The organism is Marivita sp., from assembly GCF_020055635.1.
Classification (GTDB): domain Bacteria; phylum Pseudomonadota; class Alphaproteobacteria; order Rhodobacterales; family Rhodobacteraceae; genus Marivita.
In genome coordinates, this window is record NZ_JAIPUT010000029.1 from 31,608 (window position 1) to 53,038 (window position 21,431).

Here is a 21,431-nt window from a genome sequence, read left to right on the forward strand (position 1 = left end):
CGGGGGCCGCAGCCGGAGATTTACTCTTCGAGAAGTCCTGCTTCGCGGTAGAAGCGCTCCGCGCCGGCGTGCAGCGGAATGCCGATCCCGTCGAGCGCCGTCTCTGCGGTGATCGCCGCGCCCTTCTGGTGTCCGGCGTCAAGCAATGCACGGGTGCTGTCGTTCCAGAGCGCCTTGGTGATCTCGTAGATCAGATCATCGGGCTGCTCCGCGCTGGTGACCCACTGGGCGCCGACCGAGAGCGTGGTGACATCGTCGCTCACGCCTTCATAGGTGCCGCCGGGGACCGTGTTCTCTGCGAAGAAGGTGTATTCGTTCAGAATACCCTCGGCCGGGTCACCATTGATCGGCACGATGGTGATGTCGGTCTGGCTGGCCAGTTCGGCAATGGCGCCGGCGGGGAAGCCGCCCACGAAGAAGAACGCGTCCATGGCACCGTCGCGCATCCGCTCGCCGGCCTGGTCGGGCTTGAGATACTCGGCCTCGATGTCATCTTCCGAAAGCCCATAGGCATCGAGGATGATGCGGGCGTCGACCAGGGTACCCGATCCCGGCTCGTCGAGGGACACGGTCTTGCCGGCGAGGTCGGCCGGACTGCTGATCCCGGACTCTGCGGACGCCACGAGGTGAATGGTTTCGGGGTAGAGGCTGGCGATGGCGCGCAGTTCCTCGACCGCTTGCCGATCTTCCCAGATGCCGGTGCCCGTCTGGGCCCAGGTTGCCACGTCCGACTGGGCAAAGCCCGACTCGAGCGTGCCGCCGGCGATGGCGTTGACATTGGCGACCGATCCGTTCGCCGACAGCGCGGTGGCGATCAGGCCGGGAACCCCGCAGGAGCCGCCTTCCTCGCAGGGGCGCGAGCCCGGCGGGCTTGAGATCGCGTTCGCGATGAGACCGCCAATCGGGTAGTAGGTACCGGCGGTGCCGCCGGTCCCGATCCGGAAGAACTGCGGCTCTTGGGCCGTGGCCACGGTACCCAGTACGGCTGCGGCGGCAGCGAGCATTGCTGTCTTGAAAGACGACATAATAGCCTCCTGAATGATTGGTGTATCGGACAGCTAACCTAGGATAAACCTGAAAGACAACGGCATTTTTTTGCAAGATCTTGGGAACCGAATCGGGAAACCAAAAGCGTGGGCGACCCGAGTTGGAAAAATTCAAGGACACCAAGGGGGTCTGCAATCCACGCCCTCGACACTCATGGCCCGGCTGCAAAACCCCGTCATGTTTGAGCGGAAAGCAGCTTAAATGAACGCCCGGAGCGGCACGAAACGTTGACAGGCTCGCCGCAGACGAAATCGGTTGGCCGTCAAATTGACGGGTTGCGGACCTTGCCAAAGCCCGCAGCTCGGTCGGCTCAGTCGAGCACCACGATACCCGAGTGTTTCCGTTTGTGCTCGGGCTCGACGTGAATGGTGATCCGGGCACCCTCGACAGCCTCTTTCAGCGCAATTTCCACCCGATCGCAAATTTCATGCGCATCGAATACCGTGGTGTCCCCGGGCACGACGAGGTGAAAATCGATGAAGGTGGCCTGGCCCGCGTGACGGGTCCGGAGGTCATGTGCCTCGACCGCGCCACCGGCTTCTTTCGAGATGATGTCGCGCACCAGGCCCAGCGTTTCCTCCGAGACCGCTTCGTCCATCAGCCCGCTCAGGGACTCGCGCACCACCTTGGAGCCCGACCACAGGATGTTGACCGCGACCAGCGCCGCCATGAGGGGATCGAGGATCCACCACCCCGTGACAACGGCAAGCAGGACACCGACCGCCACGCCCACGGACGTGACCACGTCGGTGAAAAGATGCCTGCCATCCGCCACCAGTGCCGGCGATCGCGCGGCGCGGCCCCGGCTTGTCAGCACCCAGGCCCACAAGGCGTTGATCATCGTGGCCGTCCCGTTGACGAGCAGCCCTTCGATGGGCAGGTCCAAAGCGCGGGGGGACAGGAACCCCAGGTAGGCCTCGCGCAGGATCAGCAGGGCGGCCACGATGATCATCACGCCTTCAAGGACCGCGCTGAAGAACTCGGCCTTGTGGTGCCCATAGGGGTGGGACGCATCGGCAGGCCGGGCGGCGATGCGGATGGCGATGAGCGCGGCGATGGCCGTGGCGACGTTGACCGTGCTTTCGAAGGCGTCCGCCAGAAGAGCCACCGACCCCGTCAGCCACCACGCCAGCGTCTTGATGCCCAGGACGAGGGCGCCGACGAAGATGCTGGCGATGGCCAGCCGGATGGTATTGGACATTGTGATGCCCCGCGCATGGTGGGTGGTCCGGTTATCCCCAACCTTGCGCAAGAGCAAGCCATTCCACGCGCAGCGACCGTTCGGTTCCCGCCTTGCGCTTTGCGGAAGGCCCCTTGGCCCTGACGGATCAATCCTATCCCAGGCGGATCAATTCGGCGAGGATGTCGGAACGATGGACAAGCCCCAGAACCTGTCCCGCATCGCAGACCGGGAAAACCCGGTGGGGATGCGACAGGAACATCCCGGCGACGTGGATCAGGTCATCCTCGGGCTCCACGCTTATGATCGTGCGGCTCATGTGATCGCTCACGGTGCCCGTCCATTCGCGATAGTAGCTTGCGTGCAGGGCAGAGCGAAAGCAGTCCTTCTGGGTGAGGAAGCCGGCAAGCCGATCGTCCTGTCCAAGCACGGGGGCCGCCGCCGCGCGCGCCTCGACCAGAAGGGCGGCGGCGCGGCGGATCGGCGTGTCCGGCGTCAGCACAAGGACATCCTTGCGCATGACCGATGTGACGCGTTTCGTTGTCATCGCGTATCTTCCCCCCCGATGCGCCGGCGCAGGGGGCAGTCTGCGCAGCGTCCCTCGGGGCGGTTGGCGGCGGCGCTGCATGTCGTGAGCACGGGGCCGCGACCGAGAAGCAGGCCCAGCCCCAGCCCGCCGACGGCCAGCGCAATGATCGCCACGGCAAGGATCACTTCGAGCATCGGATTGCCTTTCTCATGCCAGCACCGCGCCAATCCCGCCGGTCCGCAACTGGCGGAGTGATGACGCGCCTTCAAAGAGGAAGAGCGCGGCGATGTCATGCGTGCGCGCCAGCGCGGGTCCGGCCGCATCGCCCGCGGCGAAGAGGGCAGTGGCCCAGCCGTCGGCGGTCATGGCGTCATGTGCCAGCACGGTGACCGACCGCAGGTTCCCTTCAACCGGGCGAGCGCTGGCGGGATTCATGATATGGCCCCAGACACGCCCGTTCAGCATGTAACTCTGCGCGCCAAGGCCCGAAGTTGCAACCGCCATGCCCTCGGGCAGGTGCAGGATCGCCGGAACGGGCTGGCCCGGCGCGGGAGGCTCGACCGCCACCTGCCAGTCGCGGCCTTCAGGGTGTCGGCCCAGCGCGCGCAGTTCACCGCCGACATCGAAAAGCAGGTTGGACACGCCGTGATCCCGCGCAAGTTGCCATGCGCGGTCGAGCGCGCGGCCCTTGGCGATACCGCAAAGGTCGAGCGTCAGATCGGCCTGGCCCTTGGTCAGCCGTCCTGTGCCAATTGTCACTTTCCGCCAATCCGGGGCCGCACCCCGTTCGATCGGCCCGAAGCCCCAGCGCGCGACAAGCGGCCCGACCGTCGGGTCGAACGCGCCTTCGCTTTCGCGGGCCAGCCGAAGCGCCGATTGCGTAACCCGGATCATCTCGGAACTCGCGGGCGAGCCGGACTGGCTTGCGTTGAAACGGCTGATGGCGCTGTCTGCGCGCCATGGCGACATGTCCCGGTCGATCTCCGCAAAAAGCGCGTCTATCTTGGGGCGCAGCCGCTCAAGCCCGGCCCCCTCCGGGCCGGTGATGCTCCACCGCGTCCCGAATGCCGCACCCGACAGATGGTCGGACGCCGCTGCGCGGGCAAGGGACGGGGCGGCCAGGGCTGCGCCCAGACCGGTCAGAAAAGCGCGTCTCGAAGGGAAAACTATGTGCATGTCAGGCTCCGAAATCGTCGTAGAAGATGGCGTCGGGCTCCACACCCAAACGTTCCAAGGTCGCCAGCACCGCCGAAATCATCACCGGCGGCCCGCAGAGGTAGTATTCGCAGTCTTCGGGTGCGGGATGACCAGCCATCTCTGCGCGCAGGATCTCGTGGATGAAGCCGGTTGGCCCGGTCCAGCGGTCGCCGGGGGCGGGATCGGACAGGGCAGGTGTCCAACTGAAATTGGCGTTGTCACGGGCAAGTGCCTCGAATTCCTCGGTATAGAACAGGTCGGCAGCGGTGCGGGCGCCGTAGAAATACCGGATACGCCGGGGGGTGTTCTGCCCCAGTTCCTGGTGGATCATCGCGCGCAGCGGGGCCATGCCGACGCCGCCTCCGATATAAACCATCTCGCGGTCGGTGGGCTGGACGTGGAACTCGCCGAACGGGCCCGAAGCCGTGACCGTGTCGCCGGGGTCCAGCATGAACAGCCAGGACGACACGATGCCCGGCGGGACTTCGCGCTCGCGCCCCGCGGGCGGCACGGCGAGGCGGATGTTGAAGACGGCGGTGCCTGCGTCTTCGGGGCGGCTGGCCAGCGAATAGGCGCGCGTCACCTCTGTGTCGGACGCGACGTGCATGTTGCGCCAGCCGGCGATCTGCCAGGCATCGCGGAAAGCCTCCGGCAGGTCGAGCTTTGAGAAGTCAAGGCTGTAGGGCGGCGCGGTGATCTGCATGAAATCGCCGGCATGAAAGGCGGTGGGACGGTCGCTGGGCAGCTCCAGCACGATCTCGCGGATCAGTGGCGCCAGCATCCGGGTCGAACGGACCGTGCAGGCAAAACCGCCCCCCGCGCTGAGGATGCCTTCGGGCACCTCGACGGCGCAATCGCCGCGCAGGCTGGTCTGGCAGGCAAGTCGCACATGGTCGCGCCGCTCTTTCGGCGACAGCACCCCGCGTTCGGTCGCTTGCGCCGTGCCCGCGCCGTCGCCCGTGACGGTGACGCGGCACAGCCCGCAGGTTCCCTTGCCTCCGCAGGCCGCCGGGATCGGGATGGCCGCATTGTGCAGCGCATCGAGCAGCTTCTCGCCACGTTGCGCCGGAATATGCCGCGCGCCGTTCAGCGAAATGTCGAGAGCCTCTGCCGGGATCAGACGCTGCCGAAGCACCACCAGCCCGATCGCCAGCCCGAGCATCAGCGTCACGATCACCAGGGAACCGACCGCGATCTCCGTCATTGCGACACCGCCATCTGGGCAAAGGACGCAAATCCCAGCGACATCAGCCCGGTCATGACAAAGGCGATGCCCAGCCCGCGAAGTCCCGCGGGCAGGTCCGCATAGGCCAGCCGGGTGCGCAATGCGCCAAGCATCACGACCGCGACGGCAAAGCCCAGCCCGCTGCCAAGCCCGAACACCGCCGATTCCGCCAGCGTATACGCCCTGTCCACCATGAAAAGGCTCCCCGCGAGGATCGCGCATTGCACCGTCAGAAGTGGCAGAAAGACCCCGAAGGCGGCATGGACTGCGGGAAAGAAGCGGTCCAGCAGCATTTCGAGCACCTGCACCGTCGCTGCGATCACGCCAATAAAGGCGATGAGCGAGAGGTAGGACAGGTCAAGATCGGGCATCCCGGCCCAGGTCCACGCGCCGGGGGCCAGCACGCCCTGATAGATCAGCCAGTTGAGCGGCACCGTCACGCCCAGGACGCCGGTCATTGCGATGCCAAGGCCGATGGCGCTTTCGGGGCGTTTGGAGAGCGCAAGGAAGGTGCACAGCCCGAGGAACAGCGTCAGCGGCATGTTGTCCACAAATGCGGCAGACAGGAAAAGCGCCCAGAGACCCGTCATTCGGCGGGCCTCACGTCTGCGGGGGGCTCATGCTCGGGGGCTTCGGCCTGTTCCGGCAGAAGGGCCCGGATCGCCCAGACAAGGCCGCCCAGCAGGAAAAAGGCCGATGGGGCCAGCAGCATCAGGCTCAGCGGTGTGAACCAGCCGCCCGCATCCGCCAGAGGCAGCGCCTGCCAGCCGAAAAGCTGCCCTCGGCCAAAAAGTTCACGCAGGCCGCCGATGATCAGCAGGATCAGCGAATACCCCAGCCCGTTGCCGAACGCGTCGACCGCCGCCGGGACCGGCGCATGGTGACGCGCATAGGCTTCGGTGCGGCCCAGCACGAGACAGTTGGTGGTGATCAGGCTGACATAGATCGACAGCGCGCGGCTGATATCGGCGAAGAAGGCTTGCAGCACCTGGTCGATCACGATCACCAGCGAGGCGACGATGACGATCTGCACGATCAGGCGGATGGTATCGGGAATGTGGCGGCGGATCAGGCTGATGATCCCCGCCGACAGGGTCAGCACGACGGTCAGCGACACCGACATGGTCAGCGCCGTTGCGAGCGAAGTGGTCACCGCCAGCGCCGAACAGATCCCGAGGATCTGCAACGTCACCGGGTTCTGCCGGATCAGCGGTTCGGTCAGGGTGGTCCAGAGGTCGAAACGCGCGGCCATGGATCAGAACTCCCCTCTCTGAATGGCGCGGATCAGCGGGCCGTAGCCGTCGGGGCCAAGCCAGAAGCGCACCATGTTCGAGATGCCCCGCGTGGTGCGCGTGGCCCCGGTGATGCCGTCGACCTGGTAGGCGGTCGATGCGTCGCCCCGCGCCACGTTGAAGCGCAGATCGCCGGTATCGTCGTGCAATTCGGTGCCCGGGAAGCTGGATTGCCACGAGGGATCCTCGATCCGTCCGCCCAGGCCGGGGGTTTCGGAATGGCTGGTGATGGCGATCCCGGCGATGGTGTTCATGTCGCCCTCGACGGCCAGGATCGCGTCGATCCGCCCGCCATAGCCCTGTCCGGTCATCGGCAGCAGCACCAGGGAAATCGAATCGTTCCGGCGCAGCAGGAAGATCTGGGCGTAATCCGGTCGCTGGCCCAGACCGGCGATGTCGGCCCCGGCCTCCAGCGCGGTCCAGTTCACGGTGTCGGCCAAGGCGGCGTCAAGCGTGTCGGTGGTCACGTCCTGCGCGGCGCGCCCCTCGTCAAGGTCGATCACCACCGTCGACAAGGTGCCGCCCGATTGCTCCAGAAGATCGCCCATGCCGGGAATGCCGCGCACCAGCGCCTCGATCCGGGCCTGTTCCTCGGCGGCGCGGTTGGCGGTCTGGATCGGGCGCAGCAACACGGTCGCGCCGCTGACCAGCAGGGCGCAGACCGCCGCCACGACGAATGCCATGACAAGCGTCTTGGTCCGGCTTTCGTTCGGCAGCGCAAGGAATCGTCGCCAGGGATTGCGCTCAGTGTCGGCCATGTCGCCTCCGTCTTCGGGCATACCAGAGCGCCAGCGCCACCTCGTCGAGGACCGGCGCGGCGAGCGATGTGAGCAGCGCTGCGGCCACCGCGAACTGTACCGGCGCCGCCCCGTGCCATGCATTTGCAAAAAGGATCACCAGCGCGAGAAAGAGCAGCCCATTGAGCCAGCGGCCCAACCGTGTCGTCGCGCTGGTGACAGGATCGGCCACCAGCAAGACCAGCACGACACCCGCCGCGGGCAGGGCGAAACCCGGCAGCACGCCGATCGCCACCGCACCCGTCGCACCCAGCGCCGCGCTGAGCAGAACACCGGCAGGCATCACCCCGGTCATCAGGCCGATCGCTGCCGCCGGGATCGCGGCCCATGCGACCGGCAACAGGATCTCGGGCCAGGCGAAGCCGGGGAAACCGAATCCGAGGAAGGAAAGCGCCACCGTCGCCGGGTTGACCACGTTGCGCCCCCAGCCGCCGAAGACCAGCTCTCCCATCACCGCGCCAAAGCTGATGCCGAGGATGAGCCGGACCCCCCCAAGGCCTTCGGGCGCCAGCATCGCGATTGCCAAAGCCGTGATCCCCGCCGAGAGCGAGACCGGCTGCGCTCGGGCCAGCAGAAAGACAAGCTGCCAGATCGCCAGGACCAGCAGCGCCAGCGCCAGGCGGTGCATGTCCTGAATGTTGCCGAACCACAGCCAGAAAAGGGCGAGCGGCAGATAGGCCAGCAACAGCAGGACCACCACTGTCTCGCGGGTCCAGATTCCCCTGTTCATGCAGCGAACTCCGTCCGGATCCGCTCCAGCATGCCGCGCAGAAGCTGCCGCAGATGGCCGTCGTCCCCCAGGACGTAGTCGGCCAGCGCGCAATCCTCTTCCAGCAGCGACAGGACCCCCATCTTCATCGCCGTTTCATCGTCGCCCGCACTGAGCACGCGGGTGAATGCGGCCGCGGGCAAGGCACCGCCAAAGGCCTGGTCAAGTGCCGCACTAGGGATCACCGGCCTGGCGCTGGCCGAGCGGGTGAGCGCGGCGGTCAGCCAATGTCGCGTGGGGCGCGACGGGTCGCGTGGCAAAGCGGTGACCTGCCTGTCGCGCGGGAGCAGCCAATGCTCGGCGTGGCCGTCCAGGGGCGATCCGGACAGGAGCCTGTGCGCTCCGGGCAGAACGCTGCGATAGGTCAGGCCCCGCAGATCGGCACCGGCTTGCGTTCGCACCAGACGGCTTTCCCGCAAGGCCGATCCGGCGATGCTGACCAGCCGGGTCAGCGGCAGTTGCCCGGTCTCCAGCAGGGTGCCAAGTGCCGCCACATCCTCGGCATGGATATCCCAGACAGGCGTGTCGAGCCCGGCGGGACAAAGCGCGTGAATGCGCAATCCCGCGGCACCCTGCGGATGACGTGCCCCGATTGATACGACATGTGCCTTCTGCCCGTCGGCGCTGTCGATCAAGGCGGGGCCCGGCTGTTGACACAGAAACGGAGCTTCGTCCGTCAGCAACGCCAAGGCGCGAAGTCCACGGCCGAACGCCTCTTCCAGCCCATCGAGGGCAAGGCGCGGATCGGGCGCGAAAGGGCGGGTGTCTGCCGCCATGACCACGATGGCGGCCGGGCGCTCCTTGGCATCGGGCATCCCTCCGAACGGCCGCCGCCGGAGCCACGGCCAGAATCCGGCCCGCTGCATCAGACGTCGCAAGCCCGCTTCGGTGTCGGCCCCTGACGTGTCATGAACGATGGCATCGCCGCCGGTTTCCCGGAAAACCACGATTTCGGACAGCCGGTGCCCCTGCAACAGCGAGACCCGTGCGACGCGGGCCGCCATCGGCGCCACGAAACAGACATTTGGCGCGTCGCGCAACCGGGCCAGTGGCGCGCCCGCCGCCACAACCGCGTCATCCTTCGCTTCGATCGACACACGCGGCGCGGTGCCACGCGGCGGGCGAAGGCCTGCCTCCTCCGTCATGACCTCCTCGATGCCATGCGCAGTGCGTGGCGGCGAGGGGAAAGGAATTGTGAGACCCGAGCGGGACATAGCCTGGAACATGCGGCATCGGTACCACGGAACCGCGGCACGTCGTTTGATCTGCCGCAATCCGCCGCCGGGTAAGTCGTGGTAATCTTCGAACGAGTTTCCCGCTGGCATACACACCGGAGTAGACGCGATGTCCCACACGCCCAAAGCCACCTGGCTCGTTCTCGCCGCCGCATCTTGTGCAATCCTGCTGATCGGCGCCCCGTCCGTGCCGGGCCAGAACGACCAGGCCGGGTCCGAAGAGGCCGAGACAATCGTGCCCTTTGCACTGCCCAAATCCGGTCCCTTCAATCCGGCCGATATCGAGATCAAGAACGACCAATCCATCACCGACTGGTTTCGCTCGGCCCATGCCGACGCGGCGGCCGAAGCGTTCCGCCACTGGGACGAGGAAGAGGAAATCACCGCCGTCTGCGCCACCTGCCATTCCGGCGAGGGCTTTCGCGACTACCACGGGCTTGATGGCACAACGGCAGGCAAGGTCGACGGCCCGATCAACACCGGTGGCGTGGTCGATTGCGGCACCTGCCACAATGCGGGGCTTGCGGATATCGAAGAGATCGCCTTCCCCAGCGGCCTCATGCATCCGGTTCAGGGGGTCGAGGCGTCCTGCATGACCTGCCACCAGGGCCGGACCGCGGGCAGCAACGTCGTCAAGGCGATGGGCGATCTGGATCTTGATGAACCCAACGCCGACCTGCGCTTCATCAACCCGCATTATGCCACCGCCGCCGCGACATGGCTCGGCGGCTATGGCGGGTCGGGATATCATTACGACGGCAAGGACTATTCCGGTCGGTTCTTCCATGCCCGGCCGGTGTCGAGTTGCGTGTCCTGCCACGAACCTCACACGCTCGAGGTCGCGTTCGAGCCGTGTCTCACCTGCCACCAGGCAGATTCCACCGAAGGCATCCGCATCGCCCGGCAAAGCTATGACGGCAGCGGCAATACATCGAAAGGGATCAAGTCCGACCTCGAGGCGAATGCCGCAACGCTTCTGGACATGATCAAGGCCTACGCCGCCGAGGTCGCGGACGCGCCGATCCTCTATGACGGAACGCGCTATCCCTACTTCTTCGCCGATTCGAATGGCGACGGGGCGGTCGACCAAAGCGATGGAAAAGCCGTCGCCTACACGTCGTGGACGCCGCGCAGCCTGCGTGCCGCCTATAACTGGAAACTGGTCACCGCCGATCCCGGCAACTACGTCCACAACCCGCCTTACATGCTCGAACTTCTCTACGACTCAATCGAGGATCTGGGCGGCCCGCTGGGGACCGATATGGAGGCTTTGAACCTGCTGCGGTAAACCGGACGCCTCGGGGGGGTGCCACGCCGGCTTCAGTCGGCTCGGTCCGCCGAAGTTGCCTCGGCATCGACGTAACGCAGAGCCATCAGGGTGACCGGTGGGCCGATGATCTCGAAAACCACGGTGGCCGCGACAGTCAGCGTCATGATTGTCGCGTCCCATTGCGGGATCGCTTCCGCCGCGACCAGCGCCATGCCGACTGCGACCCCCGCTTGGGGAAGAAGCGCAGGTCCGTAGGCGTGGCGCTCTCTGACAGGCACATGCCCCAGCCGCGCGCCGATCTCGCCCGCCAGCAACCGCGACATGATGCGCAGCGCCACATAGGCCGCTGTGAGCCACCCAAGGGACCACAGGGCATCCAGTTCAAGCGACGCCCCGGCGAGCAGGAAAAAAAGGAGCATGAACGGCCATTCGATATGCTCGATTTCATTGAAGGCGCGCTCGTGATGCTGCGCGAAATTGGCGATGACGGCGCCGGCGGTCATGCCGGCCACCAGGAATGACATTTCCATCCAGAGCGACACCCCCGCAGTGATGAAGACCACGCCGATGGCTTCGGTCTGCAACGGCTCGCCCGGCTTGAGCCGCCCGGTGAGATACGCCGCGGGCATGCCTATGGCGAGGCCAAGAAGAACGGCGCCCCCGATATCGAAGCCGACCGCCAGCAAGGGCTCGGTCCAGCCGTTGAACGGGTGCACCAGGGCCAGACAAAGGCTGAACATGATCAGGCCCCAGACATCGTCGATCGCCACGATGCCGCTCAGGGTTTCCGAAAATCCGTTCCGGATGCCGGATTGATGGATGACGTCCGAGATCGCCGCCGGTGCCGTCGCTGTCGCGATTGCCCCCAGCAAAAGGGCAAGTCCCGGGTCGACGCCCAACAGCGCCAGGCCCGCCCAGACGACAACCGTGGTCCCGGCAACGACACAAAGGGAAATCGAAAAGATCGCCCGTCCATGACGTGCCAGGTTCTCCCGGGTCAACTCCCCGCCCAGCAGAAAGGCGACCATCGTGAGCGCAATGTAGGACAGCGGCGCAAACCAGTCCGCCGAGGCTTCAGGCAGAATGCCGAAACCGGATTGCCCGAACAGCAGACCCAGGAGCAAAAGCACCGTCACCCGCGGCAGGCGTGTCGCGCGACCGAACTGGTCGGCCGCCAATCCTGCCAGAAACAGGGCCCCCAGCGCAGTGATCACAAGGCCATCGTCCACGCTGTCATTCCCCTGATGAACGCCGTGCTCGCAGGTACTCTACTGAAACGGCTTCCGAAAACCAGATAATGTGCAGGGCAATTTCGGCTTGGGCGATATCGGTGGTGATGGGGACACCATCCCAAGATCACCCAGGTGTGGTCTTGACTTCCCGGTCCGGGATGGCGACACGTGTCGGCGCGACAGGGGCGTCCGGGCAACCGGGCTGAGAAGCACCCTTTGAACCTGAACCAGATCATGCTGGCGGAGGGAGTCTGCGGTGGACATCTTTCCCGGCCCCCTGCACGCGGCAACCGGGCGTCCTCCGAAGCCTCCTGTGCCAGCCGGAGGATATGATGGAAGACACCGGACTTTATCTGCGGCACATGCGCGAGACGGCGCCTCTTGTCCACAACATCACCAATTACGTGGCGATGAACATCATGGCGAATGTCGTGTTGGCGGCAGGGGCCTCTCCGGCGATGGTGCATGCGCGCGAAGAGGTCGGCGAATTCGCCGGGCTGGCGCAGGCGCTGACCGTGAATATCGGCACGCTCGACAGCGATTGGGCCGACGCGATGGAAACCGCGGCGCGGGTCATGTCGGGGCAGGGCAGGCCGTGGGTGCTTGATCCGGTCGGCGTCGGAGCGACGTCGTTCCGGCAGGATGTCTGCGCCCGCTTGCTTGACCTGCGGCCAGACGTGATCCGCGGAAATGCCTCGGAAATCCTCGCGCTCGCCGGAGTCGCATCGACCGGGCGCGGAGCCGATGCCGCCGATCCCGTCGAAGCCGCGGAGGCGGCGGCGCGCGAGCTGTCGCACCAGACCGGCGCTGTGGTCGCGGTGTCTGGGCCGGTGGATTACATCACCGACGGCGCGGTGGCGTACCGGGTCCGCAACGGACACGCTCTGATGCCGCGTATCACGGCGCTGGGCTGTTCGCTAAACGGGGTGATCGCCGCATTCCTTGTGGGTCAGCCCGCGCTGCCCGCGACCGTGGCGGCATTGGCCTATTACGGGGTCGCGGGCGAACGCGCCGCGCAGGCCGCGCAAGGGCCGGGCAGCTTTCAGGTGGGATTTCTCGATGCGCTGCACGCGCTGACACCCGAAGAGGTGACGGCTGGGGCACGCGTGGAGGCGGCATGATGGGGCCGGTCTATGTCGTGACCGATCCCGACGCGCCGCTCGGGGTGGTTGAACAGGCGCTTGCGGCGGCGCGGGGCGGGGCTGCGTTCGTGCAATTGCGCGACAAGACCATTTCCGATGCCGCGTTTGCCGCGCTGGTGGCCGAGCTTCTGCCACGGATCGAGGTGCTGGGCGCGCGGTTGATCGTCAACGACCGCGTGGAGGTGGCGCACGCGACGCGCCCGCACGGGTTGCATATCGGTCAGGGCGATGGCGATCCGGCCGACATTCGGCGGCGTCTGCCCCCCGACATGATCCTTGGCCTGTCCGTCGAGACGGTGGAGCATGCGCGCCACGTCCCGGCGGGCGTCGATTACATCGGCGCGGGCCCTGTGCGGGCGACCCCCACCAAACCCGATCACGCAGCCCCCATCGGCTTCGAAGGTCTGGCCCGGATCGTCGAGGCGTCGGCTGTGCCGGCCTATGCCATCGGCGGCCTCAAGCCGGGCGATGCGGCAGCGGTCAGGGCCACGGGCGCCATCGGCATGGCGGTGGTCACCGCGGTGACCCGTGCCGCTGATCCGCAGGCCGCGACCCGGGCGCTTTTCGATGAATGGAGAGCGGCATGATCCCCAATATCCTGTCGATCGCAGGCTCCGACCCGTCTGGCGGGGCCGGAATACAGGCCGACATCAAGGCAATCTCGGCGAATGGCGGCTATGCCATGGCGGCCATCACCGCCCTGACGGCGCAGAACACCCAGGGCGTGCGCGGGGTCCGGATGGTCGACGCCGATTTCATCGCATCGCAGATCGCGGCAATCCGGGAAGACATCCGGATCGACGCCGTCAAGATCGGCATGCTGGGCAGCGCCGAGGTCGTGACTGCGGTCTTCACGGCGCTCCACGGCCTGAATGCGCCGATCGTTCTGGACCCGGTCATGGTCGCCAAGAGTGGTGACCGCCTGCTGCATGCCGATGCGGTGGCCGCGCTTCGGGACCATTTCGGGTCTGCCTGTGTCATCACGCCAAACCTGCCGGAAGCGGCGGATCTGCTGAACCAACCCGAAGCCCGCAATTCCGACGAGATGGAGGCGCAGGCGCGTGCGCTGCTCGACCTTAAACCCGGCGCGGTGTTGCTCAAGGGCGGTCATCTGTCCGGTGGCGACTGCCCCGATCTGCTGGCGTCCGATGAAGGGCTGATCTGGCTGCCGGGCCGACGTCATCCGACGCGCAAGACGCATGGCACGGGCTGCACCCTGTCCTCGGCGCTGGCAACGCAACTGGGACGTGGGCTGAGCCTCGGGGACGCGGCGACACGGGCAAAGGCCTATGTCGCCGGGGCCATCGCCAATGCCGACGCGCTGTCGGTCGGGCAGGGCCACGGCCCGACCCATCATTTCCACACATTCACAAGGGACCAGACCCATGACACGTAACATCTCCGACCTGACCGTGCTGGTGACCGGCGCAGGCCGTGGCCTTGGCGCCGCGATCGCGCGGGCCTTTGCCCGCGAGGGCGCGCAGGTCGCCATCAACTACCGGAACAGCCGTGACAATGCCGAGGCGCTGGCGGCCGAGCTTGGACCCCGCACCGCCGCCTTCCGGGCGGATGTGACCGACCCGGCACAGGTCGCCGCCATGGTCGACCGCATTTCGACCCGCCTTTCCGCGCCGAATGTGCTGGTCCACAACGCTTTGGCCGATTTCAGCTTCAACGGCGATGCCCGCGCAACGCTCGACAGGTTGAGCTGGGACGAGATCGCGCGCCAGACCGAAACGGCGGTCGGCGGCGCGCTGACCTGCATGCAGGCGCTGCGGCCCGGCTTCGAAGCGCACGGCTTCGGGCGGATCATCACGATCGGCACCAATCTGGTGCAGAACCCGGTGGTGCCCTATCACGACTATACCGCTGCCAAGGGCGCGCTGCTGGCGCTGACCCGCACCGCCGCCAAGGAGCTTGGACCATCGGGGGTGACCGTCAACATGGTCTCGGGCGGGCTGTTGCGCACCACCGATGCCAGCCGGGCCACCCCCGAGATGGTGTTCGACCTGATTGCGGGCCAGACGCCGCTTGGCCGCGTCACCACGCCCGAAGACCTCGCCGATGCGGTGCTGTTCTTCGCCTCGCCCTGGGCGCGGGCCGTGACCGGACAGAACCTGATCGTCGATGGTGGCCTCGTCTTCGGCTGACACCGGACGGTCCGCGCATCTGTGCCTTCGGCGCCTGATGCCACCACCATTGCCGACGCTGCGACAGCGCGCCCCTCGACGGGCGGGCTGTTTGTCTTAGCTACCTCTCCACCGCGAAGAGGAAACAAGGAATGGGCAGGGCCACATGGACATTGCGATTATCGGCTCGGGGATCACGGGGCTGGCCTGTGCGCGGCGGCTGGCCCAGGCCGGCCTGGCTCCAAGGGTGTTCGACAAGGGACGCGGGATCGGCGGTCGGGTCGCCACCCGCCTGGCCGCAGGCGGAGTGCAGTTCGATCATGGCGCGCAGGGGATCTCTTGCGAGAGCGATGGGTTTCGCACGGTTCTGGATCAGGCAGAGGCGGCGGGTCATGTCGCGGCATGGGAACCGGGCACGGCAAGCACCACCCATGTCGGCACTCCGGGCATGACCGGCCTTGCCAAGTACCTTGGCCACGGCCTCGACCTGCACCAGGGTACGGAAATCACCGCGCTGACCCGAACCGCCGATGGCTGGGATCTCAAGGCAGGCGAACCGCTTGGCACATTCGACCACGTGGTCTGTACCGCCCCGGCGCCCCAGACGACCCGGCTGGCCGGTCCTGCGCTGACCCGGCCACTGGACGCGGTGACCTACGAGCCGAGCCTCACGCTGATGGTTGCCCTGCACCGGGACCTCGAGGCGCCCGCGACACGCTCCAACCCGACGGATGCGCTCGCCTGGATCGCCCATGACAGCGTCAAACCCGGTCGCCCGACGCAGAATTGCTGGGTGGCACAGGCCAGCGCCGACTGGAGCATCGCGCATCTGGAATTGTCCAGGGACGAGATCGCGACCTTGATGCTCGACCTGTTTCTGGGCCTTCACGGCCTCGATCCAACCGATGTCGCGTATGCGACCGCCCATCGCTGGCGTTATGCGCTGGTGGACACGTCGCTGGGCCAACCCTTTGTCACGTCACGGGACAAGACGCTTCATGCAGGCGGCGACTGGTGCCTTGGCCCCCGGATCGAACACGCCTGGCAAAGCGGCACCGCCATCGCCGACGACATCCTCCGGACCGCATGACGCTGGACGATTCCCGCATTGCACGGCTGATCATGCTGATGCGCGCCGCAGCGACCCCGCCACCCGGCAAGGGGCGCATCGCGCTGGCGCTGGTCATGGGCGCGCTCTGCCACCTGATCTTTGCCATAGCGGTGCTGTCGATGATGGTCGCGATGTTCTTCGGCCTGAGCGAAAGCTTCGGGTCCGTCCCGTGGCCTTGGGCGGCGCTTGCCAACGCCGCGCTAATCCTGCAATTTCCGCTGCTGCACTCCTTCCTGCTGACGAAACGCGGCACACGCCTCGTCGCCCGCCTGATCCCCGGACCACATGGCGGCACGCTGGCAACGACCACCTACGCCATCATCGCCTCGGTCCAACTGGCGGCGCTGTTCCTGCTCTGGACGCCAAGCGGGATCGTCTGGTACCGCGCCGAAGGCGGCGCGTTCGCCGCATTGTGCACGCTCTACGCCGCCACATGGCTCTTGCTCATCAAGGCCAGCTTTGACGCCGGCGCCGAGGTGCAATCGGGCGCGCTGGGCTGGATGTCGCTTCTGGGCAGGATCAGGCCCGTCTTCCCGGACATGCCCACGCGGGGCCTCTTCCGCCATATCCGCCAGCCGATCTACGTGGCCTTCGCGCTCACGCTCTGGGCGGTGCCGGTCTGGACGCCGGATCAACTGGCGCTGGCGATCAGCTACACCGCCTATTGCCTGCTGGCCCCGCGACTGAAAGAGAAGCGCTTTCAACAGCGCTACGGTGCCGCGTTTGATCGCTATCGCGAAACGGTGCCCTATGTCCTGCCGAAACTCACCACGAAGGAGCGCAAGAATGGCGCAGACCCTGCGGAACAACCTTGAGATTTACGACCACGTTGCGGCGCAATGGTGGTCCGACGACATCCGCTGGGTCCGCACGCTCAAGAACATGGTGCCGGGGCGGCTGGGCTGGTTCGACAGGCATATCGACTGGCAGGGCAAGAACGTGCTCGATCTGGGCAGCGCCGGGGGTTTCATGGCCGAGGCTCTGGATGACCGCGGCGCGCATGTCACCGGCATCGACCCCGCGAAAGACGCCATCGCGGCCGCAACCGCCCATGCCGACGCCGCAGGACGGTCGATCCGCTATGACGTGGGCGTGGGCGAGGCGCTGCCCTATTCCGATGCCAGCTTCGACGCGGTGGTCTGCGTCGATGTGCTGGAGCATGTCCAAAGCCTGCCCACCGTCATCTCCGAGGTCTCTCGCGTCCTGCGCCCCGGCGGGCTGTTCCTGTTCGACACGATCAACCGCAACCCGATTGCGCGTCTGGTCACGATCACGATGGCGGAAGATGTGCTGAAACTGCTGCCCGGGGGCACCCATGATCCGGCATTGTTCATCAAGCCCGCCGAGCTGCGCACCGAATTGCAAGACGCCGGGTTCGCCGTGGGCAAGATGGTCGGCCTCGGCCCGCGCGGCATCAACGGGCGTGGCGATTTCACCTTTGGCCGCGTGCCGGGCACGATGATCATCTACATGGGCACCGCCCGGAAACCGGAGGCATGATGACGACACTGGCCTTGCTGACAACCGCGCTGCTCTTCGGCGGCATGGTGCTCTATTCCTTCGGCTTCGCGGCGTTCCTGTTCACGGCCCTTCCCGCCGAGACCGCAGGCCCCACGATCCGCCGTGCCTTCCCGCATTTCTACCTCTTCGTCATCGCCGGGGCAGGGCTGTCGGCGGTCTTCCTCGCCCCCACCGACCCGACCAGCGCCGCGATCATGGTGGCCATTGCCCTGACCACGATCCCGACCCGGCAAATCCTGATGCCCGCGATCAACGCCGCCACCGACTCCGGCGACAAGCGCCGCTTCGGCATGCTGCACGCTCTGTCGGTTGTGATCACTTTGATCCACATTGTCGCCGCCGCGACCGTGCTGCACCGCTTTATCGGTTGACTTGCCGGGCTTAAGGCCCCATGTGCTCCCTATCGCCGCGCAGCCGCGTGAGCTTGCCGCGCCCGTCATCTTGGGCGCACCGGCGATACATGAATTCAGTTCCCCATCACGCAGGGTCCCTGACGCAGTACCAGACGGTGCGAGGCGCTCTCGTGATGTCTTAAGGTCCTGCGACACCCTCGTTTGCCGCGATGATGCGGCAGAACCTCATCCATTGGCATGATGCCTGTGGACGCAAAGGATAGCTTTTGTCTGATTTTGACACCCTGGGCCTCAAGCCCGTTCTCCTCGCCGCTCTCAAAGACGCCGGCCTCACCACCCCGACCCCGATCCAGGACAAGGCGATTCCGCTGGCGATGGCGGGCAACGACGTTCTGGGTCTCGCCCAGACCGGCACCGGCAAGACGATGGCCTTCGGCATCCCGCTGGTCAGCCACCTGATGGACAGCCCTGACCGCCCCGCCGCGAAGACCGCGAAATCGCTGATCCTCGCGCCGACCCGCGAACTGGTCAACCAGATCGCCGAGGCGCTGCGCACCCTGACCAAGAAAACTCATCTCAAGGTCAATGTCGTCGTTGGTGGCCAGTCCATCAACAAGCAGATCCACCACCTGCTCAAGGGCACCGACATCCTTGTCGCGACACCCGGACGCCTGATCGACCTGATGGACCGCAAGGCGGTTGATCTGCGCACCGTCAAGCATCTTGTGCTGGACGAGGCCGACCAGATGCTCGACATGGGCTTCATCCACGCCCTGCGCCGCATCGCGCCGAAACTCGGCACGCCGCGCCAGACCATGCTGTTCTCGGCCACCATGCCGAAACAGATGGAAGACCTGAGCAAGGCGTACCTCACCAACCCGCAGCGCGTTCAGGTCGCCCCTCCGGGCAAGGCCGCCGACAAGGTCACGCAATCGGTGCATCACCTGGCCAGCAAGGGCGAAAAGCCCGGCAAGCTGCGCGAAATCCTGTCGCGCGACATGGACGCGCTGACGCTGGTCTTCTCGCGCACCAAGCATGGTGCCGAAAAGCTGATGAAGGGCCTTGTCGCTGATGGCTACAACGCCGCGTCCATTCACGGCAACAAAAGCCAGGGTCAGCGCGACCGCGCCATCAAGGCGTTCCGCGACGGTGACATCAAGGTGCTGGTCGCCACAGATGTGGCCGCCCGCGGCATCGACATTCCCGGCGTGGCTTACGTGATCAACTACGATCTGCCAGACGTGCCCGACAACTATGTCCACCGCATCGGCCGGACGGCACGTGCCGGTCGTGAAGGCGAGGCGATCGCCTTCTGCGCGCCCGACGAGGCCGATCTGCTGCGCCAGATCGAAAAGCTGATGAAGATCGAAGTGCCGGTCGCCAGCGGCACGGCTCCCAAGGATCCGGTTGCCCGGCCAGCACAGCAATCGCGCGGGCGCGGTCGCGGTGGTCAGGGGCAAGGCGGCAAGCCACGTCAGGCCAATGCCGGTGCCAAACCCGGCGGCCAACGCCGCCGCAGCCGGTCGCGCAAAGCGGCCTGATCCCGGTCCGATGATCTTGCAAACGGCCTGCCCTATCGGCGGGCCGTTTTGCATTTTTGCAGGCTCGTTGTGCATGACCCAAGGTCAATGCTCCATCGCGCAACCGGGCACCTATGTGATACCCTGTTCACAAGCTGACAGGCGGAGCGTGACAGGATGCAACTCAGGATCAACGGAACCGTTCACGAGGTCGATGTCGAAGACGACATGCCGCTGCTCTGGGTCCTGCGCGACGAGCTGGGCCTGACCGGCACCAAATATGGCTGCGGCATCGCGCAATGTGGCGCCTGTACCGTACATCTGGATGGCGTTGCAGTACGGTCCTGCCAGACTTGGGCGGTCGACGCGGAAGGCGCCGAGATCACCACCATCGAAGGTCTGGGCACGCCGGATGCGCTCAACGCCGTGCAGGCCGCATGGCTGACAGAACAGGTCGCGCAATGCGGCTATTGCCAGTCCGGTCAAATCATGCAGGCCGCCTCGCTGCTGGCCGAAAACCCAAACCCCACGGACCCCGAAATCGACGACGCCATGTCCGGCAATCTCTGCCGCTGCGGCACCTATCCGCGCATCCGTGCCGCCGTGAAACGTGCCGCCCGCGTGATGGAGGGCTGATCATGGGACGCCTCAAGACCATTGCCCGCCGCACGTTTCTTGTCGGCTCGGCCGCTGTTGTCGGCGGCGTTGCCTTTGGCGTCTACACAGTGCGCAAACCGCACGAGAACCCGCTGACCGCCGAAGCGGGTGAGGCGGTGCTGACGCCTTACGTCAAGATCACGGGGGACGGCATCACCCTGATCACGCCGCGCGCAGATTCGGGGCAGGGCGTCTATCACGTCCAAGCCGCCCTGATCGCCGAGGAACTGGATGTCGACCTTGACCAGATCAAGACCGATCCCGGCCCGCCCAGCCCCGCCTATTGGAACACCGCGCTTGCCGCCGAGGCCGCCGATTTCATGGTGCCCGCCGCAGGTATGATGCACAACATCGCCGAAGGTGCCGTGAACAGCGTGATGAAGGTCATGGGCCTTCAGATCACCGGCGGATCGACCACCGTTCCGGATCAGTTCGACAAGCTGCGTCTGGCGGGGGCATCTGCCCGCGAGACGATCAAGGCTTTGGTGGCCGAGCGCGAAGGCGTGGCGGTGTCCGACCTGACCACCCGCGCGGGTCGCGTGATTTTACCGGATGGTCAAAAAATCCCCTACACCAGTCTCGCCACCAATTTGGCAGAGGCTGAGGTGGTGCAGGACGTCCCCCTCCGCGATCCGTCGCAATGGCGCTATATCGGCAAGCCGATGCAGCGGATCGACATGCTGGCGAAAAGCACCGGCACGCAGGATTATGGCATCGACGCAGCGGTCGGGGGCATGGTGCACGCCACCGTCCTGATGAACCCGGCACAGGGCGGCGGGATGGCAGACTATGATGCGTCCGAAGCGCTCGCCATGCGCGGAGTGCAGGCGGTTGTTCCGATTACCGGGGGCTTGGGCATCGTCGCCGACAATACGTGGCGCGCCTTCCGCGCGGCAGAAGCTGTGCAGGTGACGTGGGAAGACCCCGCATACCCTCTCGAACAAACCGACCATTGGGCCGCGCTCGAAGCCGCCTTCACCCCCGACGCGATGGACAGCCGGAAACGCGATGATGGCGATGTGGAAACCGCACTGGGCGAGGGCGATATCCTCACCGCCGGGTACCGCGCGCCTTATCTGGCCCATGCGCCGCTGGAGCCGATCAACGCCATCGTGCGCGTCGACGACAACCGTGCCGAGGTCTGGACCGGCACGCAGATCCCGCGCTTCATTCAGGCCAATGTCAGCCGCATCACCGGCATTCCTGCGGACAACGTCACCGTACA

At 66.0% G+C, this 21,431-nt stretch carries 24 protein-coding genes and 1 riboswitch; of the genes, 12 read left to right on the plus strand and 12 right to left on the minus strand.

Going from position 1 to position 21,431, the window contains the following annotated elements:
• Positions 1–20: 20 nt before the first annotated feature.
• The 11 genes from LCF60_RS14210 to LCF60_RS14260 all read right to left on the minus strand — a co-directional run bounded on the left by LCF60_RS14210 (position 21) and on the right by LCF60_RS14260 (position 9,181).
• Positions 21–1,025 carry a TAXI family TRAP transporter solute-binding subunit gene (locus LCF60_RS14210; RefSeq protein WP_292292642.1) on the minus strand — a complete coding sequence of 335 codons (1,005 nt, stop codon included), beginning with the start codon at positions 1,023–1,025 and terminating at the stop codon, positions 21–23.
• 332 nt (positions 1,026–1,357) lie between these two features.
• Positions 1,358–2,248 carry a cation diffusion facilitator family transporter gene (locus LCF60_RS14215; protein ID WP_292292644.1) on the minus strand — a complete coding sequence of 297 codons (891 nt, stop codon included), beginning with the start codon at positions 2,246–2,248 and terminating at the stop codon, positions 1,358–1,360.
• Between the two features lie 133 nt (positions 2,249–2,381).
• Positions 2,382–2,774 (minus strand): CBS domain-containing protein, encoded by a 393-nt coding sequence (locus LCF60_RS14220; RefSeq protein ID WP_292292646.1) that lies wholly within the window; start codon positions 2,772–2,774, stop codon positions 2,382–2,384.
• Positions 2,771–2,950, minus strand: coding sequence for a hypothetical protein (locus LCF60_RS14225; RefSeq protein WP_292292648.1), 180 nt, complete (start codon positions 2,948–2,950; stop codon positions 2,771–2,773). Before LCF60_RS14225 ends, LCF60_RS14220 begins: the two co-directional genes overlap by 4 nt.
• A 13-nt stretch (positions 2,951–2,963) precedes the next feature.
• Positions 2,964–3,932: an FAD:protein FMN transferase gene (locus tag LCF60_RS14230; RefSeq protein WP_292292649.1), complete on the minus strand. Its 969-nt coding sequence runs from the start codon at positions 3,930–3,932 to the stop codon at positions 2,964–2,966.
• Between the two features lies 1 nt (position 3,933).
• Entirely contained in the window at positions 3,934–5,157 is a 1,224-nt protein-coding gene (gene nqrF / locus LCF60_RS14235) for an NADH:ubiquinone reductase (Na(+)-transporting) subunit F (protein WP_292292651.1), read from the minus strand.
• On the minus strand, positions 5,154–5,768 hold the full coding sequence (gene nqrE / locus LCF60_RS14240; protein ID WP_292292652.1) for an NADH:ubiquinone reductase (Na(+)-transporting) subunit E: 615 nt from the start codon (positions 5,766–5,768) through the stop codon (positions 5,154–5,156). The genes nqrF and nqrE overlap by 4 nt, the downstream gene beginning before the upstream one ends.
• On the minus strand, positions 5,765–6,430 hold the full coding sequence (locus tag LCF60_RS14245; RefSeq protein WP_292292654.1) for an NADH:ubiquinone reductase (Na(+)-transporting) subunit D: 666 nt from the start codon (positions 6,428–6,430) through the stop codon (positions 5,765–5,767). Before LCF60_RS14245 ends, nqrE begins: the two co-directional genes overlap by 4 nt.
• 3 nt (positions 6,431–6,433) lie before the next feature.
• A complete protein-coding gene (locus LCF60_RS14250; RefSeq protein WP_292292655.1) occupies positions 6,434–7,228 on the minus strand; it encodes an FMN-binding protein in 795 nt (264 codons plus the stop codon).
• Positions 7,215–7,997 (minus strand): RnfABCDGE type electron transport complex subunit D, encoded by a 783-nt coding sequence (locus LCF60_RS14255; RefSeq protein ID WP_292292656.1) that lies wholly within the window; start codon positions 7,995–7,997, stop codon positions 7,215–7,217. Before LCF60_RS14255 ends, LCF60_RS14250 begins: the two co-directional genes overlap by 14 nt.
• Entirely contained in the window at positions 7,994–9,181 is a 1,188-nt protein-coding gene (locus LCF60_RS14260) for a Na(+)-translocating NADH-quinone reductase subunit A (protein WP_292292657.1), read from the minus strand. The genes LCF60_RS14255 and LCF60_RS14260 overlap by 4 nt, the downstream gene beginning before the upstream one ends.
• A gap of 199 nt (positions 9,182–9,380) precedes the next feature.
• On the opposite strand from LCF60_RS14260, the gene LCF60_RS14265 reads away from it, so the two are divergent.
• Positions 9,381–10,559: a cytochrome c3 family protein gene (locus tag LCF60_RS14265; RefSeq protein WP_292292658.1), complete on the plus strand. Its 1,179-nt coding sequence runs from the start codon at positions 9,381–9,383 to the stop codon at positions 10,557–10,559.
• A gap of 32 nt (positions 10,560–10,591) precedes the next feature.
• Here the strand turns inward: LCF60_RS14265 and LCF60_RS14270 are convergent, their stop codons facing one another.
• Positions 10,592–11,770, minus strand: a complete 1,179-nt coding sequence (locus LCF60_RS14270) for a cation:proton antiporter (RefSeq protein ID WP_292292659.1) — start codon at positions 11,768–11,770, stop codon at positions 10,592–10,594.
• A 174-nt stretch (positions 11,771–11,944) separates the two neighbouring features.
• A riboswitch (TPP riboswitch) is annotated at positions 11,945–12,040 on the plus strand.
• A 65-nt stretch (positions 12,041–12,105) separates the two neighbouring features.
• Here LCF60_RS14270 and thiM point away from each other — a divergent pair.
• The 11 genes from thiM to LCF60_RS14325 form a co-directional block, all read left to right on the plus strand.
• The gene (gene thiM, locus LCF60_RS14275) at positions 12,106–12,894 is read left to right on the plus strand and encodes a hydroxyethylthiazole kinase (protein WP_292292660.1); all 789 of its coding nucleotides are present in this window, start codon (positions 12,106–12,108) and stop codon (positions 12,892–12,894) included.
• A complete protein-coding gene (gene thiE, locus LCF60_RS14280; RefSeq protein ID WP_292292661.1) occupies positions 12,891–13,502 on the plus strand; it encodes a thiamine phosphate synthase in 612 nt (203 codons plus the stop codon). Before thiM ends, thiE begins: the two co-directional genes overlap by 4 nt.
• On the plus strand, positions 13,499–14,311 hold the full coding sequence (gene thiD / locus LCF60_RS14285; RefSeq protein ID WP_292292663.1) for a bifunctional hydroxymethylpyrimidine kinase/phosphomethylpyrimidine kinase: 813 nt from the start codon (positions 13,499–13,501) through the stop codon (positions 14,309–14,311). The genes thiE and thiD overlap by 4 nt, the downstream gene beginning before the upstream one ends.
• On the plus strand, positions 14,301–15,065 hold the full coding sequence (locus tag LCF60_RS14290; RefSeq protein WP_292292665.1) for a 3-oxoacyl-ACP reductase: 765 nt from the start codon (positions 14,301–14,303) through the stop codon (positions 15,063–15,065). The genes thiD and LCF60_RS14290 overlap by 11 nt, the downstream gene beginning before the upstream one ends.
• A gap of 145 nt (positions 15,066–15,210) precedes the next feature.
• Positions 15,211–16,134 carry an FAD-dependent oxidoreductase gene (locus LCF60_RS14295; RefSeq protein WP_292292666.1) on the plus strand — a complete coding sequence of 308 codons (924 nt, stop codon included), beginning with the start codon at positions 15,211–15,213 and terminating at the stop codon, positions 16,132–16,134.
• Positions 16,131–16,970 (plus strand): isoprenylcysteine carboxylmethyltransferase family protein, encoded by an 840-nt coding sequence (locus LCF60_RS14300; RefSeq protein WP_292292667.1) that lies wholly within the window; start codon positions 16,131–16,133, stop codon positions 16,968–16,970. Before LCF60_RS14295 ends, LCF60_RS14300 begins: the two co-directional genes overlap by 4 nt.
• Positions 16,942–17,655, plus strand: a complete 714-nt coding sequence (ubiG, locus tag LCF60_RS14305; RefSeq protein ID WP_292292668.1) for a bifunctional 2-polyprenyl-6-hydroxyphenol methylase/3-demethylubiquinol 3-O-methyltransferase UbiG — start codon at positions 16,942–16,944, stop codon at positions 17,653–17,655. The genes LCF60_RS14300 and ubiG overlap by 29 nt, the downstream gene beginning before the upstream one ends.
• Complete coding sequence (locus tag LCF60_RS14310) at positions 17,652–18,047, plus strand: DUF4149 domain-containing protein (RefSeq protein WP_292292669.1); 396 nt, start codon at positions 17,652–17,654, stop codon at positions 18,045–18,047. The genes ubiG and LCF60_RS14310 overlap by 4 nt, the downstream gene beginning before the upstream one ends.
• Before the next feature lie 248 nt (positions 18,048–18,295).
• Positions 18,296–19,570: a DEAD/DEAH box helicase gene (locus LCF60_RS14315; protein ID WP_292292670.1), complete on the plus strand. Its 1,275-nt coding sequence runs from the start codon at positions 18,296–18,298 to the stop codon at positions 19,568–19,570.
• Between the two features lie 156 nt (positions 19,571–19,726).
• On the plus strand, positions 19,727–20,185 hold the full coding sequence (locus LCF60_RS14320) for a (2Fe-2S)-binding protein (RefSeq protein ID WP_292292671.1): 459 nt from the start codon (positions 19,727–19,729) through the stop codon (positions 20,183–20,185).
• Between the two features lie 2 nt (positions 20,186–20,187).
• Positions 20,188–21,431: molybdopterin cofactor-binding domain-containing protein (locus LCF60_RS14325; RefSeq protein ID WP_292292672.1), on the plus strand; the 1,244-nt coding region annotated here is incomplete at its 3' end.